16 protein-coding genes and 1 pseudogene are annotated in these 16450 nt (G+C 35.7%); 5 read left to right on the forward strand and 12 right to left on the reverse strand.

Going from position 1 to position 16450, the window contains the following annotated elements; genetic code table 11:
• Nucleotides 1-265 (forward strand): annotated as a pseudogene (locus CCE82_RS08295) (DDE-type integrase/transposase/recombinase); the annotation flags it as partial.
• A 4-nt stretch (nt 266-269) separates the two neighbouring features.
• Entirely contained in the window at nt 270-341 is a 72-nt protein-coding gene (locus CCE82_RS13365; RefSeq protein ID WP_420822113.1) for a hypothetical protein, read from the forward strand.
• Nucleotides 342-559: 218 nt separating this feature from the next.
• Here CCE82_RS13365 and fabI read toward each other — a convergent pair whose 3' ends face one another.
• The 7 genes from fabI to CCE82_RS08330 form a co-directional block, all read right to left on the reverse strand.
• On the reverse strand, nt 560-1330 hold the full coding sequence (fabI, locus tag CCE82_RS08300; protein WP_086428937.1) for an enoyl-ACP reductase FabI: 771 nt from the start codon (nt 1328-1330) through the stop codon (nt 560-562).
• Between the two features lie 146 nt (nt 1331-1476).
• Nucleotides 1477-3315, reverse strand: coding sequence for a monovalent cation:proton antiporter family protein (locus CCE82_RS08305; protein WP_086428938.1), 1839 nt, complete (start codon nt 3313-3315; stop codon nt 1477-1479).
• Nucleotides 3316-3325: 10 nt separating this feature from the next.
• The gene (gene mgtE, locus CCE82_RS08310) at nt 3326-4669 is read right to left on the reverse strand and encodes a magnesium transporter (RefSeq protein ID WP_420822114.1); all 1344 of its coding nucleotides are present in this window, start codon (nt 4667-4669) and stop codon (nt 3326-3328) included.
• Nucleotides 4670-4739: 70 nt separating this feature from the next.
• Complete coding sequence (locus tag CCE82_RS08315; RefSeq protein ID WP_086428940.1) at nt 4740-5594, reverse strand: RluA family pseudouridine synthase; 855 nt, start codon at nt 5592-5594, stop codon at nt 4740-4742.
• Complete coding sequence (locus CCE82_RS08320; protein ID WP_086428941.1) at nt 5591-6400, reverse strand: NAD kinase; 810 nt, start codon at nt 6398-6400, stop codon at nt 5591-5593. The genes CCE82_RS08315 and CCE82_RS08320 overlap by 4 nt, the downstream gene beginning before the upstream one ends.
• Before the next feature lie 11 nt (nt 6401-6411).
• Nucleotides 6412-7050, reverse strand: a complete 639-nt coding sequence (gene yjbM / locus CCE82_RS08325; protein WP_086428942.1) for a GTP diphosphokinase — start codon at nt 7048-7050, stop codon at nt 6412-6414.
• Between the two features lie 16 nt (nt 7051-7066).
• A complete protein-coding gene (locus tag CCE82_RS08330; RefSeq protein ID WP_086428943.1) occupies nt 7067-7414 on the reverse strand; it encodes a UPF0738 family protein in 348 nt (115 codons plus the stop codon).
• 130 nt (nt 7415-7544) lie between these two features.
• Between CCE82_RS08330 and CCE82_RS08335 the strand changes: the two genes are divergently transcribed.
• The 3 genes from CCE82_RS08335 to yjbH all read left to right on the forward strand — a co-directional run bounded on the left by CCE82_RS08335 (nt 7545) and on the right by yjbH (nt 9661).
• Nucleotides 7545-8126: a CYTH domain-containing protein gene (locus tag CCE82_RS08335; RefSeq protein WP_086428944.1), complete on the forward strand. Its 582-nt coding sequence runs from the start codon at nt 7545-7547 to the stop codon at nt 8124-8126.
• Between the two features lie 358 nt (nt 8127-8484).
• On the forward strand, nt 8485-8856 hold the full coding sequence (locus tag CCE82_RS08340; RefSeq protein WP_086428945.1) for a truncated hemoglobin YjbI: 372 nt from the start codon (nt 8485-8487) through the stop codon (nt 8854-8856).
• Nucleotides 8857-8872: 16 nt separating this feature from the next.
• Nucleotides 8873-9661 carry a protease adaptor protein YjbH gene (yjbH, locus tag CCE82_RS08345; protein WP_086428946.1) on the forward strand — a complete coding sequence of 263 codons (789 nt, stop codon included), beginning with the start codon at nt 8873-8875 and terminating at the stop codon, nt 9659-9661.
• A 326-nt stretch (nt 9662-9987) separates the two neighbouring features.
• Here the strand turns inward: yjbH and CCE82_RS08350 are convergent, their stop codons facing one another.
• The 5 genes from CCE82_RS08350 to CCE82_RS08370 form a co-directional block, all read right to left on the reverse strand.
• Nucleotides 9988-10716, reverse strand: coding sequence for a M48 family metallopeptidase (locus CCE82_RS08350; RefSeq protein ID WP_086428947.1), 729 nt, complete (start codon nt 10714-10716; stop codon nt 9988-9990).
• Between the two features lie 194 nt (nt 10717-10910).
• Complete coding sequence (locus CCE82_RS08355) at nt 10911-11684, reverse strand: ABC transporter permease (protein WP_086428948.1); 774 nt, start codon at nt 11682-11684, stop codon at nt 10911-10913.
• Nucleotides 11684-12385, reverse strand: a complete 702-nt coding sequence (locus CCE82_RS08360) for an ABC transporter ATP-binding protein (RefSeq protein WP_086428949.1) — start codon at nt 12383-12385, stop codon at nt 11684-11686. Before CCE82_RS08360 ends, CCE82_RS08355 begins: the two co-directional genes overlap by 1 nt.
• Nucleotides 12386-13474: 1089 nt before the next feature.
• Nucleotides 13475-15283, reverse strand: a complete 1809-nt coding sequence (gene pepF, locus CCE82_RS08365; RefSeq protein WP_086428950.1) for an oligoendopeptidase F — start codon at nt 15281-15283, stop codon at nt 13475-13477.
• Between the two features lie 73 nt (nt 15284-15356).
• Nucleotides 15357-16322, reverse strand: a complete 966-nt coding sequence (locus CCE82_RS08370) for a competence protein CoiA (RefSeq protein WP_086428951.1) — start codon at nt 16320-16322, stop codon at nt 15357-15359.
• Between the last annotated feature and the right edge of the window lie 128 nt (nt 16323-16450).

A 16450-nucleotide genomic window follows, 5' to 3' on the forward strand; every position in this document is an offset into this window, starting at 1 on the left:
TTTAGTTATTAATACATTTAATAAAGCTGTTAAAGGCATGTCGCCAAAAGAAACAAAAGGACTGCTTTTCCACAGTGACAGAGGGATACAGTACACTTCGCATACATTTAACACATTGATAAACAAATATCATATGATTCATAGTATGTCGCGTGTTAAAATGTGCATTGATAATGGCCCGATGGAAGGTGTATGGGGTCTTATGAAAAGCGAGCTACTTCTAGGTGATAAAAAAACGAAGATTACCAAGTTACGAAGAAGCTGAAAAAATGATTAGAGATTATATAACATTTTTTAATAACGAACGAGTTTCATTGAAAATGTCTAGCTTAGCAGGATAAGCTAAACTAGACATCAGTTTTTGATATTTAAGTGTAAACTGCAGGGGTTCCTGTTCATCCCCTGGGAACGCGAAGCCATAAGGGCAATCAGAAGCCATAAATCATAGGGAGAGAAAGTTAAACAAAATACTGCATCCTCAGCATCAAAAATGATTATGTCCTATCCCCAAAAAAAGACACCTCTCAAGTTGGGGGTGTCTTTTTAATGTTCATTAATTTTAGCGAATCGCGTGGTAACCTGCATCAACATGAATATTTTCACCTGTCACACCAGAAGAAAGATCACTTAATAAATATGCAGCTGTTTTTCCTACTTCTTCTTGATCAACATTACGTCTTAATGGTGCACGTTCTTCAATTTCTTTTAAGATGCTCGTGAAACCTCCAACACCTCGTGCACTTAATGTACGGATTGGACCAGCAGAGATCGCATTCACACGGATGTTATCTTGGCCTAAGTCTGCCGCTAAATATTTCACTGATGCTTCAAGACTTGCTTTTGCGACACCCATCACATTGTAGTTCTGTACTGCAAACTCTCCGCCAAGGTAAGTTGATGTTACGATACTGCCCGCTTCATTCATAATTTTACGAGCTTCACGTGCAACAATTGTTAATGAATACGCACTGATGTCATGTGCAAGTAAAAAACCGTCACGTGATGTATCTGAGAAGCGTCCTCTTAATTCTTCTACACGCGCAAATGCGATAGAGTGGAACACACCATCAATTTTGCCGACTTCTTTACCAATTTTTTCAAAGCCATTGACAACCTCTTCATCACTTTGTACATCGATTTGGTATACATGTTTTTCAGATTGGTTCAGTTGATCAATCAACTTATCTAATTCATTAAAGCTTCTTTCTTTTCTGTATGTAAATACTAATTTTGCGCCTAATTGGTCTAATACTTTTGCCACACCGAAGCCAATACTACGCTTATTTGCGATACCCATAATTACAAAAGTTTTACCTTCAAGATTCATCACTCTAGATTGCTCCTTTACGTTTAATTACATGAATATATTAATTTTAACATCTGGTACTAAATTTTGAAAAGCATTTCCCTTTTGAATCAAACAAACACAGCCTTGAAATCGCTTTTGTCAGTATTTCAAAACTGTGTCTGTATTCATTAAAACATTTCTAATTCTATTTTCAGCTGATCCACATACTCTTTCGTACCTGTGACGATTAAACGGTCACCATATTGGAGTTGTGTATCCCCGTGTGGCACGATTGATTCATTGTTACGAATAATGCGGACAAAGATAATATCGCCGCCAAATGGGAAATGACGGAGTTGCATATGATCGAAAGCGTAATTGTACATTCCAATTTCGTATAAAGATGTTTCGACGTTGCTCAATAAATTTAGCATGTTCGGCGTCTCAATCATCCCTTTTAATAAAATTTGGTTACTTTGGAAGTTACTAAACAATTCGATACCTTGGCTACTCAATTCCTGTGATTCATCATTCGTTTCAAGGCGACAAATAACGCGTTCAACACCGTGTTCTTTAGCCATTAAAGCAACACGTCGGTTAATTTCATCATCATTTGTCGAACATACGACGATATCACTATCATACAAGCCTAGACGTTCCAATATATCAGAACGGTAATCCGTAATTTCAATCATCGTAATATCATCTGATAACACACGATGGTCCGATAAATCTTTTCGATAGTACAACGAAATTTTATACAACTGTGACCGTAACCCTTGTGCAATCGGAATCGACAATTGGTTTTTCCCAATCATAGCCACTTTGATTGAACGTTGCATTTCATCAGGAATCGGAATTAATTTTTTAAAGACAATCGGTACAAAGACACACGTAATGACTGCACTTAAAATTAAAATACCTGAAATTTCTTCACTAATCGTGCCAAGCTTTTCTGCAATTTTTGCCGCTGCAATGACGAGTGAAAGTGTCGACGTTAATAAGAATGCCGACGCAATAGTCGTTTTCATGTCAAACCATTTCTTCAACAACATAACAGGAATTAACTTGGAAATAATAAAGGCAAGAATCAGCACTGGTATAATGAGTAACACTTTAGGGTCGCTAATCAATGACGGAATGTCTAAATCCACACCGACCATGATAAAGAAAATCGGAATGAAGAACCCATATCCAAATGAGTCAAGCTTCTCAACTAAGTCTTGTGTTGGTCCGAGTAATGATACAACCACTCCGGCTAAAAAGGCACCTAAAATATGTTCGGCACCGACACCTTCAGCGAGTGCAACAAGTAAAATAATGAGTGCGAAAACAGCTCGAATTCCAATTTGGGTCGTTCCAGCCATTAATTTTTCTAAAAATGGTGCTTTTTTGAACAGACCACCTAAGAAATAGAACACAATCGTAAAGACGACTAAAATACCAATCAGCCAAATCGTACCGCCACCAGAAGCATGGAGTGCACCATAAACTGTCAGCAACAGCATTGTCGCTAAATCAGCCAATACAGCAACTAACAAAATTAATTGTCCGATTGTCGTGCTCATTAAGTTCATTTCTTTCAACGTCGGTACAACAACACCTAACGAAATCGTAGAAATGATAATGACCATTAACAGCACATCATTAATTAAGCCCATCCATTGAAATGCGTATGCAAGAATAATGGACAAAATCATAATCAGCATGAACACACTCAATGCCAATTTAAAATGACTCGGGCTCTGACTTTGTGATTCTTCTTTTTTCTTTTTCGTTTTATCTTTTTTAAATGCGGAAAAGTCAATTTCCAGACCACTTAAAAACATTAAAAATATAAAGCCCAACGTCGATAATATATTCAACATCTCATCACGATGTACGAGGTTTAAAAACGAATTTCCGATGATAATCCCCATTAAAATCTCGGCGACCACAACAGGTAAAAACGATATTTTCAACCTATGAATCAAAATCGGTGTTATCATAGCCGCTACTATGACAACGACAAGCGATACAAATTCCATGGGTACCCCCTCAAGTTAAATATGACATAAAAGTCGTTGCTAATCCGAAATAAATTAACATACTGACAATATCATTAATCGTCGTAATAAATGGTCCACTCGCAACAGCAGGGTCAATGCCTAAACGATTCATAACAAGTGGAATCACAGAGCCAATCGTTGTCCCAACAGTCATCGCGATTGTCAGACTTGTCCCTACGATTAATGCAAGATAAGGTTGACCGTATAATAACATAATAATTAAACTTAAACTCACTGCACACGTAATTCCGGTTAAAAAGCCACTCCCAGACTCACGTAATGCGAGTTTGACCTTACTCTTTTCCTTAATATCACCTGTAGAAATATTCCGTACGGACACGGCAAGTGACTGTGTGCCTGAATTCCCGGACATCCCACTAATAATCGGAATAAATGCAGCTAACAAGGCCACTTTCTCCAATGTTTCTTCAAATGAGCCCAAAATAGATGCAGTAATCATTCCTAATACCGTCAAAATAAGCAACCACGGCAAACGTTTGAACGCCGTTTGAAATATCGTATCATCTGTAGAGTCGATATCAGATACCCCGGCTAAACGAGAATAGTCTTCGCTCGCCTCTTCATCTATGACGTCGACGATATCATCAATCGTGATAATCCCTAACAAATGATTTTGATAATCTACAACGGGCATCGCGATAAAGTCATAGTCTCTCATCGTTTGCGCAACATCTTCTTGGTCATCAGCGACATTTGCACTAATCACACGCTCACTCATAATATCTTCAATGTATGCATCATTTTCAGCAATGATGAGGTCTCTTAATGAGATAACTCCGACCAATTTTTTATCTTCATCCACGACAAAAATGACATAAATCGTCTCTGCGTCTGGTGCTTGATCTTTAACACGCATTAACGCTTCATGTACCGGTGTATTAATTGTGAGTGAAATATACTCCGTCGTCATGATACCGCCGGCTGTATCTTCATCATAATGGAGCAATGCTTTAATTTCTTTTGCTTCGTCGCGGTTCATCAACATTAATAAACTCGCGATTTTCTTTTTGGAAAGCTGATTTAAAATATCGACCGCATTATCGTATGACATCTGCTCGAGCACTTGACTCGCATAGGTCGCATTCATTGTTTCAAATAACGCTTCATAATCTTCTTCATCAATCTCTAAATTCTCAAAGAACTCGGCAACTTCTTCTGGAGATAAAAATCGATACATTTTTTGACGGACATCATCGTCACTGACTTCGAAATATTCGCTTTGTTCATACGAGTGCAATGCTAAAAACTCTTCGCGAAAGCCGTCGATATCACCATTCGCAATTAAGTCATCTAACAAAGCTTTGTTGAACATTTCTTCGTCATCTAACAAGATTTGTTCATTGTCGTTCACCACGTTTGCCACCTCCATCGTTCCTGTAAATCTACAAAGTGGTTAATAATTGTTCGAAGTGAGGCTGTTCATTCTTGATATTCAGTTTTTCCTGAGTCAATGGATGTACAAACCTGACCTCTGCACATTTTAATAATTGGGTTTGATACGTATGATGTGCGTGTCCATATAATGTATCGCCCACTAACGGTGCCCCTAGCCATTGAAAGTGCACACGAATTTGATGTGTTCTACCCGTTTCAAGTTTAACACGGCACCATGTATAAGTCTTGAAATTTTTAAGCGGCCAATAAATCGTTCGTGCAGGCTTACCCTTTTCCGAGACAATTCGATTAATAATACTATCCGACGCCCTCGCAATCGGTTGATCAATCTCACCTTTTGTCGTCAAGATTCCTTCACAAATGCATTCATAATACTTCTCAATCGCACATTGATTCATCAGATGATGCATGTGCCGAGACTTTGCGATAATGACAATGCCCATCGTGTTCCGATCTAAGCGTGTCACAATATGCGGAATACCTCGTTCTCCCTTTTCCTGCATATGCGCTAATGCTTGCTCGACCAAACTTTCATGTGGATGTTCGCGTGAAGGTGCCGTATTTTGATGACTTGGCTTGGCCACAATTAGCAACCATGTATCTTCATATAAAATCGTTAATGGCATATGATAAGGCTTAAGGTACGGACTTGGAGACTCTATCGGCAACTGTACTTCCAATACATCACCGACTTGTAAAGAATGGCGTACCGTACGCGCCGTACCATTAACAAGGAGAGCGCCATCTTGTTTAATGGCGCTCAACGTCTTTTTTGAAAATTGTTGTTCATATAAAAATGTCTTTAACGTTGTCGATTTTGCCACATGATATTTAAAAATCACAGTGTTTCACCACTAGAAATGAACGAATCATGCACACGTTTCCAAAATGGGAAAGGTCTAAAGCGTGCAAATCGTACTTTTTCATTGGCAACGCGATATTGGACAGCGTTCACATTTTTATGTTTGACACTAATATGATCAACAGTAGATAAAATCGTACCGTGATCGACTGGTTTCACATGGCATGTATGATGCTTTGGTAAAACGAGCGGTGAACCGACTGTACGGAATACCCTATTATTAATAGACGCAATCTCAGTCAACTGAATCGCTTCTAATGACGGATGAATGAGCGCCCCGCCTAATGCTTTGTTATATGCAGTCGAACCTGATGGCGTGGAAACACAAAGCCCATCACCTCTAAAGCGTTCAAAATGTTGACCTCGTATATCAATATCAACAACTAATGTACTCCCATTTTCAGTTTTCATCGTCGCTTCATTTAATGCAAGATAACGTGTTTCATAGCCTTCATCATTGTAGCGTACAATCACTTCTAACAATGGATATTCAATGACTTGAAACTCAGCTTTATTAATCGCAATGACAAGCTTTTCAACTTCATGAGGGAGCCAGTCTGCATAAAAACCGAGATGCCCTGTATGTATCCCGACAAAAGCGCAACGTGACAACATATGACTATAATGATGGAACGCTTGAAGTAAAGTCCCATCGCCACCGACAGAAATAACAATTTCAGGGTTTTCAGCATCCTCTATCATATTAAAATCTTGCATATGGCACATCATTTTATGCTTCAATGCTTCTGATTTTGGATCTCCCTTAGATAAAATAACGTAACGCATTAATACCCCCCTCACTCATCATGATCATGCTTACTGGCACGCTTTTTAGAATAATACTTTTGTGCCTCTTGAATTTCTTCTTTGATTTCAGACATTTCTTCATCTAAGAGAAAAGCAGCTTCAGCAGCACGTTCGAGTCTCGTTTGAATTTCTGGTGGATAATCTCCATCATACTTATAACGCAATGTATGTTCAATCGTCGCCCAGAAGTTCATTGCGAGCGTTCGAATTTGAATTTCAGCGAGTATCGATTTCGTACCATCCAATGTTTCAATAGGATAATCGATAATCACATGGTATGAACGGTAACCACTTTGTTTCGTATTGCTAATGTAGTCGCGCTCCTCAATCACTTTAAAATCTTTGCGTTGACGTAATAGCTCGACGACAATATCAATATCATCTACAAATTGACACATCATTCGAAGTCCCGCGATATCATACATTTCTTCACGTAGACAATCGAATGCAATCCCCCTTTTATTCGCCTTATCAACAATACTTGAAATCGGTTTGACACGCCCCGTCACAAATTCAATGGGTGAATTATGCTCGTTGACTTGATACTGTTTACGCAAACCTTTTAATTTTACTTTTAATTCATCTATGGCTTGTTGATAGGGTGCTAGAAAAATTTCCCATTGGTTCATCTTACCTCACTCCGCTTCATTCGAGTTCAAATGTTTCTTCAACAGCAGACACAAATTCTTTTCCATAGTTTGAATTACCCTTTATATTGTCGAGTAGGTAATCTAATTCCTCAGAAAACTGTGTGAGCGTTAATGAATCATTAATGACTATCTCTTTATCTCGGTGTTCGTGAAGCATAGACCAAGTTTCTTCTACAAACAATAAGTATGAGAATGAAGAGCCATCGTCTAATAAATAAACAAAAGCATGACGGTCACTATCGGCAAGCATTTGACCGACTTCTGTTAGACCTTCTGTGGATTGATCCGTATAGCATAAAATACGGTTATCTTGAATTTTCACTTCGTTGACATAAATACGCATATACTTTCCTCCTCATCACATAACATTTTAACACAATTTACCTACACACTCATTGGTGAACTCTACCATATTCTAAATACTTTTCAATCTCGTATCAATTCGGCATAATATGGCATAAGGAGTGATTTCATTGGCAATCGAACGTGAAATAGAATTTAAACAATTGCTCGACAGTAATAGTTACCAATCAATTAAAACACAATATTTTAAAGGTCAAGCCCCTTTTAAACAAGTCAATTACTATATTGATACACCTGACTTTCAAATACAATCTCAAAAAATGGCGTTACGCATCCGTGAAAAAGCTAACGGTACTTTTGAACTCACATTAAAAGTCCCTGACACAGTAGGATTATTGGAATATAACGCGCAATTCCAAATTCAACCAGAAGAAAACATGACGCTCGAGCCTTCTGATATCGATGACGACATACGCGAAGTGCTGCAACAGCGCCATGTTCAATTGGATGCTTTAAAAATATTAGGTGCCTTAACGACTTATCGATTAGAAACGAAAACGGACGAAGGATTACTTGTCCTCGATCATAGCCTTTACTTAGGAACTGAAGATTTTGAACTCGAATTTGAAGTACGCGATTTTAATGCTGGCCAACAAGCCTTTAACGATTTGTTAGCAGAACTCAAATTGTCACCCGTCGTTCCAAAAAATAAAGTGCAACGCTTTTTTGAATATCAACGCAAACATCAATAAGCAACTCAAAAACCTTAATTATGAAAGCATGCGTTTTTCTTTAACTCTCTTTTCATAAACTGTAAAATAATGAAAATAGTGTTATGAAGGTAAAGATAACGACTGAGCCGGGAACGTAATGCGCTACAATCATCGCGCATGCCCTAGCTTAACCACAATATATTGAAGCGTTATGATTTTGAGCACAAAGACCATTTTGTACGTTCAAAAAATGTAACGTTTCAGCCTTATTTCGTCTGAAAATTCATTTTAGAGTAGTAACAAACACCAAACATCTTGTATGTGAGTGTTTTTGCTTTGAAATGTAAAAATTCATGTTATGATTTATATATAATAAGTCATATGAGCGGTGATAGAAATGACACAAACGCCTTATGAAGTGATTGGACAGGAAAAACTTTATCAACTCATCGATCACTTCTATAGCCTTGTAGAACAGGATAATCGCATTAACCATTTGTTTCCAGGTGATTTTGCAGAAACAGCACGTAAACAAAAGCAGTTTTTGACACAATTTCTAGGCGGCCCTGATTTGTATACACAAGAACACGGTCACCCTATGTTGAGAATGCGTCATATGCCATTTCCAATTGATGATAAAGCAAAAGACGCATGGCTTGAAAATATGCATACTGCGATTACGCACGCACAACTTCCTCATGGTGCGGGCGATTATTTGTACGAAAGATTACGTTTAACAGCAAATCACATGGTCAATACAGAAAATTAATTGTAGGTGAAATAACATGACGAAAGAATTGAGAGCTATTGTAAATACTTGTCGTGAAGATTCAAATCTTTCACCTGTCAGTAAGATTGAAATCTATTCTTTTTTTGATCCTTTTGACAAAGACAGTTTTAAGCTATCTGCCGTTTTGTCAAAATTAAGAATTGAATATAATCAATATATCCGTATTCGTCATATTTTAAACCCATCATTGCGGGTACTCACGAAATGTCAGGCACAAAGTACATCAGATCGAGACAATATCGCACTCGCCTTCAAAGCAGCAGAGCTCCAAGGCCGTGCACGCGCACATCGTTTTATGCATCTCATTCAAAACGAAATTATTCCAAAGCGCGATATTGTGACAGAGGACATGATTGCAAAATGTATTATTAATGCTGGGCTAGATTATGATGTTTACCTTGACGATTTAAAAAATGGACAATTACGTGAGAGTTTGAAAGTGGACCTCCATATCGCAAGAGAAATGGAAGTTGAACAAGCCCCTTCGTTAGTATTTTTTAATGAGGATATTCAGGCAGAGGGGTTGAAAGTTGAAGGTCTATACCCGTACCACATTTATACGTACATCATTAACGAAATGATGGGATCACCTATAGAAAAAAGCTTGCCACCTAAATTATGCGAGTATATTCAACAAAAGCAATTGGTGACTGAGGAAGAGTTGCTCACTATTTATGAATGGCCAGAGAAGACTTTGCAGAAAGAGCTAAAAAAATTAATGTTGCAACAAAAAGTAAGAAAATTGAATTATCCAGATGGTGAATTTTGGAAGTCTATGATGTAAAGAGGCGTCTCGTTTATGAGGTGTCTCTTTTTACTTTGCTGTTAATTAAAAATCACGAGAACTATGCTTTATTTTAAGCACTCTCTTTCATATTTTTCGCGTGTCATTCATTTCAAAAATTGCTTTATTTTCTTAAAATTCTCGGTCGGTTTTGATGATTTTAAAACGATCGTCTTCTAAAAAGAGACGCGCTTCAAAAATCCGCTTTTAATCACCTACCTGTCAACATCAAAAAAAGCCCCGAATTTATACAGTGAGCGTTACTACACAAATCCGAGACATTTTTACATTTTATGAGCAATTGTTTTTTGATTTCAATTCGCATTTCAGTTACTTTCAAGATTTTGTATTCTTTGATCTAAATTGGGATGGCTCGCAAATAAAACTAATTTTGTATCCTTTAAAATCCCTAGTTTTTTTAATGTCAGCAATGTACGAACCCCGATTTCACTACTTGTATGGTGGCTTGCATAGCTGTCACATTTTAATTCCCTACGTCTAATGCTAAGAAAATATAAGAGAATACCACTAAAATAGATCAAGACTGCCAATACGATATAAGCGATAAATAAATTCATAGATTTAAATTCTAGAAATCTAGAAATTAAAACGAGCAAAATAGGTGAAACACCATAACTCAATGCCCGCAATAATTGGTTTTTAGCGATGTCATTATTTTTAATATGACACACCTCGTGATAGATGAGAAACCTCAATTCATCAATGTGTAATTTTTCAATCAACTCAGGATGAATCACGATACTACTTTTAGAACGGTCACCTTTTACATAAACGCCTTTAATGAGTAGCGATGCTTTTGTATACATTTTCGTTCCTTGAGGTAATTCCACAGATTCTTCCAGCGCCTTATAGTCTAAAGGAGTTAAGTTTTTAGTACTCTTATTAAATATCGTCCTAATAATAAAAGTCGGCACTAATAGCGTCATGAATATGAAGATGAGACTTTTAGTATTTTCATCTAAATATGGTGTTTTTACGATGTTCAACCTTATTAGCACAACTAAAAGATATATTAAAATTGCCAAAATCCGCATACCAATGACCTCCTCAAAGCAAAAGTGACGTTATGTCTGTTTCTATGATTGCCACATAAATAATAAGCAATGTTCTAATGATTTGATACAGTTGCTATAAACTCCCTAGTAAAAACATCGAATCTCCATTAATTCGTTAGTTAACTCTATTGTACAGTTAAAACAAACCTTTAAAACTATAAATTTTCGAATTTTTAAACGTTCTTCTTTTTAAATACAATTGATACTAAAACTAAAAACAATACGATATATATCAGGTTACCTATAAATAATTCTGTATTTGTTAAATGCGTTAATTTACTTAAACTCTCATGATCTAAAAGCTGTGGACTAATATTCAGCATATTAATTGGATTCCACTTTAACCATGTCCACTTGTCGATTAGCATAAAGAGAATTCCTGAAATTATCGATAAGGCAAAGTACAGTATAATCCCTAATGCTATAGAAAGAGACGGACTCTTCATAATACACGAAAGCAACAGTGTAATAGATAAAATTAACCATAAACCAATATAGTTCCCTACAGCATTTAACGCTAATTCTTGAATTAAGCTCATCTTATCTCCCGATGAACTCGTGATATCTAAACTTCCTAAAAATATAAATTTTAGAAGGAATGATATCAAGCAAACACCGATAAATAATATAAACGAATAAATGAATAATGCCGCAAATTTACTTATTATAATTTGTGTACGTGAATATTTACGATAAAGTAGATTTTTAATCGTGCCGTAAGCAAACTCCATTGTAATAATTGTACTAGCTTGAACAATCATTAAAAATGCAAGCCATGTAATCCCTGAAAATCCAGTTTTAAATTGAATTTCGCTATTGAATATATCTGAATACTGTTTACTTAAATACGCAAACAATATCATAAATATTACGATGATTATTGGAAAAATAATTGAAGATTTCTTCTTGTACATTTTGAAGAGTTCTTGTTTAATTAGTATACTCATTATTTGATTCCATCCTTTCCATCTATAATATCTAGAAGTATCGTCTCTATATCTTCTCCTTTTTGATTTATTTCATCCATAGTCGTTCTTTTGATAATTTGTCCTTTATCGATAATTAAAAGAGAATCTGTAATTTTAATTAATTCGCTAATAATGTGACTTGATATTAAAATAGCAACACCTTTTTGGGATAAACTAATCAAAACATCTCTAACATCTTTAACTGCTCTTGGATCTAATCCATTCATTGGCTCGTCGAGAATTATTAATTTCGGATTATTAAGCAAAGCCATCGCAATACCTAACTTTTGTTTCATTCCGAGAGAATAAGTTTTGGCTTTCTTTTGAATATATTCATTCATTTTTAGTTTACTAATAATATTATTTATATCGTCATTTCCTTTAGACTCATTAAACAGTTTTAAATTATCATAACCAGATAAATAAGGATAAATTCCTGGCGCTTCAATTAAGGCACCTATATTAACCACATCACCATTTTCATTAAAAGAGCCCGTGATGATCTCTCCAGATTGATAACTTGTCAATCCAATAATCGTTTTCATTAAAGTTGTTTTACCTGCACCATTCCCTCCAATAAGACCCACAATTTCTCCCGTTTTTATTCTAAAAGAAATCTCGGTAAGAATAGGTTTACTTTTGATTTTCTTACTAACATCCTTTACTGTAAGTACTTGCATGTCTTTAGTCCTCCTAACATATACTTCTTAATTACTATTAAGTAACATGTTTTCCTGATTTATATTTCACTATTAAATTGGATACGAGTGAACTTTTATAGCGCAATTTTTCCATTATTGTCCAACGTGGGACAAACGGATACTATTAAGAAATGAATGGTTTTTCTTTTTTAATTAAATTTAATATTATAATTAATTGTACAACATTTACTTTTCATCAACATATTACCCACTTTGATTATACTACTTTACAACGTAAATATGTATCATTTTCTAAAAATTCAAATTATTTATTTGGTTATCTATAACAGATAGTTTTAACAATACACTTCAAAATTACCCTTTTAATCACCTACCTGACAACATTAAAAAAGCCTCGAATCTATGTATTGATAGTTGCTACACAAATCCGAGACGTTTTTAAACTGATTGAGGTATTATCACGCTTTTAAATTATATCTTCAGTATCATCTTTATAATATAACTTCAGTGTTCAAGATTTTATCACTTTATGCATGAAGTTTTTCAAATCATCTTTATCTTTTAATCAATAAATAGTCATTCTTTTGGATAGATTTTGTTGAACTCATAAAACTATAAGTGCGTCACTGTGCAATGGCTTTAATACAACTCGTTTCAAACTTAAACGACTTAAAGGTTTACATACTAGCATGAAAAGAGCCTTCCAATGATTATTCCTTTATCACAGAATGAAAAACTGCATTTACAAGTATTTACTCATAGCCTTTTAAACATTTTTTATATAGCACACTACTCATAACATACAGTGATACAACACTAAACGGAATATTTTGTTGCTTAAGTGGAATATGAACTATTTTGAATGTCACAAATGTGGGAATTATTTTTACTAAACAGGAAATGAAAGCATTAAAAAACGCCGTGTTTTGACACGGCGCTAAACAAAGGGGATGGGAGAAATTTTTCACTTCAAACAAAGGGGTATGTTTGTAATGTGATTAATTTCATGCTCATAATATATCACGTGTGTGATGTTGTTTCAACCCATTTAAACTCAGAAATTAAAACTTTCACAAATCTGACATATTGTAAACGGATTCAACCCCATCAAGCTTTCATTAATTTTTCAAAAGCGTCTAGTTTTTCTTCAAACACTTTACATGCATCCTCAATTGGACCTGGTGTTGTCATATCGACACCTGCATTTTTCAAAATTTCGATCGGATAATTTGAGCTTCCTTTTTTCAAGAATTCATTAATGTAACGTTCAACAGCAGGTGCCCCTTCTGTTAGAATTTGATGACTTAAACTTTGTGCTGCACTATAACCTGTCGCATATTGATATACGTAATAATTCATATAGAAATGCGGAATGCGTGACCATTCTTTACTAATATAATCATCTGTTTCAACAGTGTCACCGAAATATTGACGATTCAATGCTGCATATTCTTCGTTCATACGCGTCGCAGTTAATGGCTCCCCTGATTCTTCGATTTGATGGATTTTATGTTCAAATTCTGCAAACATTGTCTGACGGAATAATGTTGCACGGAAACGTTCTAACTCCTGGTTGAGCAATAATAAACGACGCTTGTCATCTAAATGTTGTTCCATATAATGACTTAACAATGCTTCATTACAAGTTGATGCAACTTCAGCTACGAAAATAGAATAACCACTCATATTCGATGGTTGATTTTTACGACTGAAATAGCTGTGCGCAGAGTGACCGAACTCATGGACTAACGTATACAAGTCAGATACTGTGTCAGACCAGTTCAATAAAATGAATGGATTTGTTTTGTGTGAACCTGAAGAATAGGCACCAGAACGTTTACCTTTATTTTCATAAACGTCAACCCATCTGTTATTCAAACCTTCTTTAATGACGTTTAAATATTCTTCACCCATTGGTTCAAGACCTTTCAACATCCATTCAACCGCTTCGTCATAAGGCATTTCAAATTTAATATCTTTAACCATTGGCGTATACATATCGTACATTTTCAGATCATCGACACCGAGCAATTCTTTTCTTAATTTTGTGTAACGATGTAACAGTGGTAAGTATTCATGAACGGTTTTCACAAGATTATCGTAAACTTCTTCAGGAATATGGTTATTACCTAATGCTTGCGCTCTTGCACTCTTGTAATTGTGAGAACGTGCATTAAACACATGCTTTTTCACTTCACCTGCTAATGTTGCCGCAAGCGTATTGTTATAGCTACCATACGCTTTATACATATTTTCATAAGCGGATTGACGTAAAATACGATCATCGGACTCTAAATATTTGATATATGAACCTTGTGTTAATGTATGTTTTTCACCGTCTTTGTCTGTCACGTCATCAAATGTTAAATCTGCATTATCAAACATACTGAATACATTGCTTGGTGTAGACAATGCATCTTGAGCTTCAGTTAACAATTTTTCTTTTTCTGCATCTAATACGTGTGGACGTTTTTGGTTAATTAAGTTCAAATCAAATTCAAAACGTTTTAATCCTTCGTGTTCAGCAACGTAAGACTCAATTGTTTTTTCGTCAATTTGTAGTAATTCAGGCACTAAGAAACTCCAAGCCGAACTTAATTTAATCGCTAATTGATGTGCTCGTGCTTCAAAACCAGTGTATTTGTCATTGGCTGTATCTTGGTCTTGTTTTAAGTGTGCATAAACATATACAGATTCAAGTTCTGTTTCAATTTCATCTTCTAATGAAAGGGCTTGATATAACGTTTCAGCATCATCACCTAAATGACCTTTGAATTTTTCTTCTTTTCCAAGATAGCTTTCAACTGTTTTAAACGCTGCTTCCCATGCCTCATCACTTTCGAAAATCGTAGTGAGGTCCCATGAATATTCAGGGTATTTCTGTTCTTGTTGTTCTCTTGTCAATTGTTGGCTCATTATAAATTCCTCCTCGTGATGTATGTAATACTCCTATTTTCTCATTTTTCTCATAATAATGCACTCTATATACTTACAAATTGAGAAGTTTTAAATAGCGCCGTACAATTTGGTTGATGATCTGATGACGATGATATGTCTCTACCGCAAAATGTCGAAACTTAAGTTCTTTTAATAATAAAGAATGACTTGGAATACCTGCTTGAAGACATTTTAATATGTACAACTGCCATAGCACCGGATGCGTCTGAATATAAATTTGTTCTGGAAATAAAAATCCTGTTATTTTCGCAACTTGTTCATCCGACATGCGCATTTGGTACATCAACGACAATGTAGGATCTAACACACTATTTTTCCGACGACATTGCTGAATATACTTAAAAATTTGAGATGTCGACAGCTTTCTGACAATCCCATCACACTGCAGTTCCTGTTGTAAGGCTTGGCTGAATTCCTGTATTGAAAGTGGCATCAATTGACCGTGAAAAGTTTTCGCTGTAATAGGGATAATATGGGATAATATGAAAAGTTCACACGACGTTGTATCTATGCAATATAACGTTTTTCTAGAAGGGGTGATACATTGCTGTTGCAGTTGTGATAACACATAAAGCCCTTTTTTCATTTGAGGCTTTTCCGCTAACCATAATACGTGATATCCCTCTCTTTGTAACCCTTGCGTCCGTTCTTTCATCGTCTTAATCGCAATGGTACTCAGTTGAATCTCAATAGCCCACGTTTTAAAGATAATGTCTGGAATTTGCATAATACTTTTTAAATAAGGTTCCAATTGTGTTTCCGAATCCACTTCATAAAGTTGTTCATACAAAACAGATTTACATCGCGCATGTTGAACTGACTCCCCTTTCAAATGTACACGCCCCATTGAATGCCGATAATGCGCAAAATGAGCACCCTTCCGCACCCCTTGTCTTAAAATCAATACTTCTTTACAGATGGGACAATGATACACTTCTTCCTTACATGCATGAGTTGCTAAAACTTGTTGTGATTGCGCATTATAAGCTGTTAACATTTCTTTTCACCTCATCCTATTACACGCTTAACTTTGTAGAATTACTTTTAGATAAGGTAAATTTTTTTGGCAAATAAAAAAGACCAAGCATAACAGTCACTTGACCTCATATTTTTATCTTTAAATTG

Source organism: Staphylococcus cornubiensis (genome assembly GCF_900183575.1).
In the GTDB taxonomy this organism is placed as follows: Bacteria; Bacillota; Bacilli; order Staphylococcales; family Staphylococcaceae; genus Staphylococcus; species Staphylococcus cornubiensis.

What these genes read in the sequence shown, in the direction of transcription:
- CCE82_RS08305 (WP_086428938.1), bottom strand. Translation starts at nt 3,315, where the DNA reads ATGGAATTTGTATCGCTTGTCGTTGTCATAGTAGCGGCTATGATAACA.
- mgtE (WP_420822114.1), bottom strand. Translation starts at nt 4,669, where the DNA reads ATGTTCAACAAAGCTTTGTTAGATGACTTAATTGCGAATGGTGATATC.
- CCE82_RS08320 (WP_086428941.1), bottom strand. Translation starts at nt 6,400, where the DNA reads ATGCGTTACGTTATTTTATCTAAGGGAGATCCAAAATCAGAAGCATTG.
- yjbM (WP_086428942.1), bottom strand. Translation starts at nt 7,050, where the DNA reads ATGAACCAATGGGAAATTTTTCTAGCACCCTATCAACAAGCCATAGAT.
- CCE82_RS08330 (WP_086428943.1), bottom strand. Translation starts at nt 7,414, where the DNA reads ATGCGTATTTATGTCAACGAAGTGAAAATTCAAGATAACCGTATTTTA.
- CCE82_RS08340 (WP_086428945.1), top strand. Translation starts at nt 8,485, where the DNA reads ATGACACAAACGCCTTATGAAGTGATTGGACAGGAAAAACTTTATCAA.
- yjbH (WP_086428946.1), top strand. Translation starts at nt 8,873, where the DNA reads ATGACGAAAGAATTGAGAGCTATTGTAAATACTTGTCGTGAAGATTCA.
- CCE82_RS08350 (WP_086428947.1), bottom strand. Translation starts at nt 10,716, where the DNA reads ATGCGGATTTTGGCAATTTTAATATATCTTTTAGTTGTGCTAATAAGG.
- CCE82_RS08355 (WP_086428948.1), bottom strand. Translation starts at nt 11,684, where the DNA reads ATGAGTATACTAATTAAACAAGAACTCTTCAAAATGTACAAGAAGAAA.
- CCE82_RS08360 (WP_086428949.1), bottom strand. Translation starts at nt 12,385, where the DNA reads ATGCAAGTACTTACAGTAAAGGATGTTAGTAAGAAAATCAAAAGTAAA.
- pepF (WP_086428950.1), bottom strand. Translation starts at nt 15,283, where the DNA reads ATGAGCCAACAATTGACAAGAGAACAACAAGAACAGAAATACCCTGAA.
- CCE82_RS08370 (WP_086428951.1), bottom strand. Translation starts at nt 16,322, where the DNA reads ATGTTAACAGCTTATAATGCGCAATCACAACAAGTTTTAGCAACTCAT.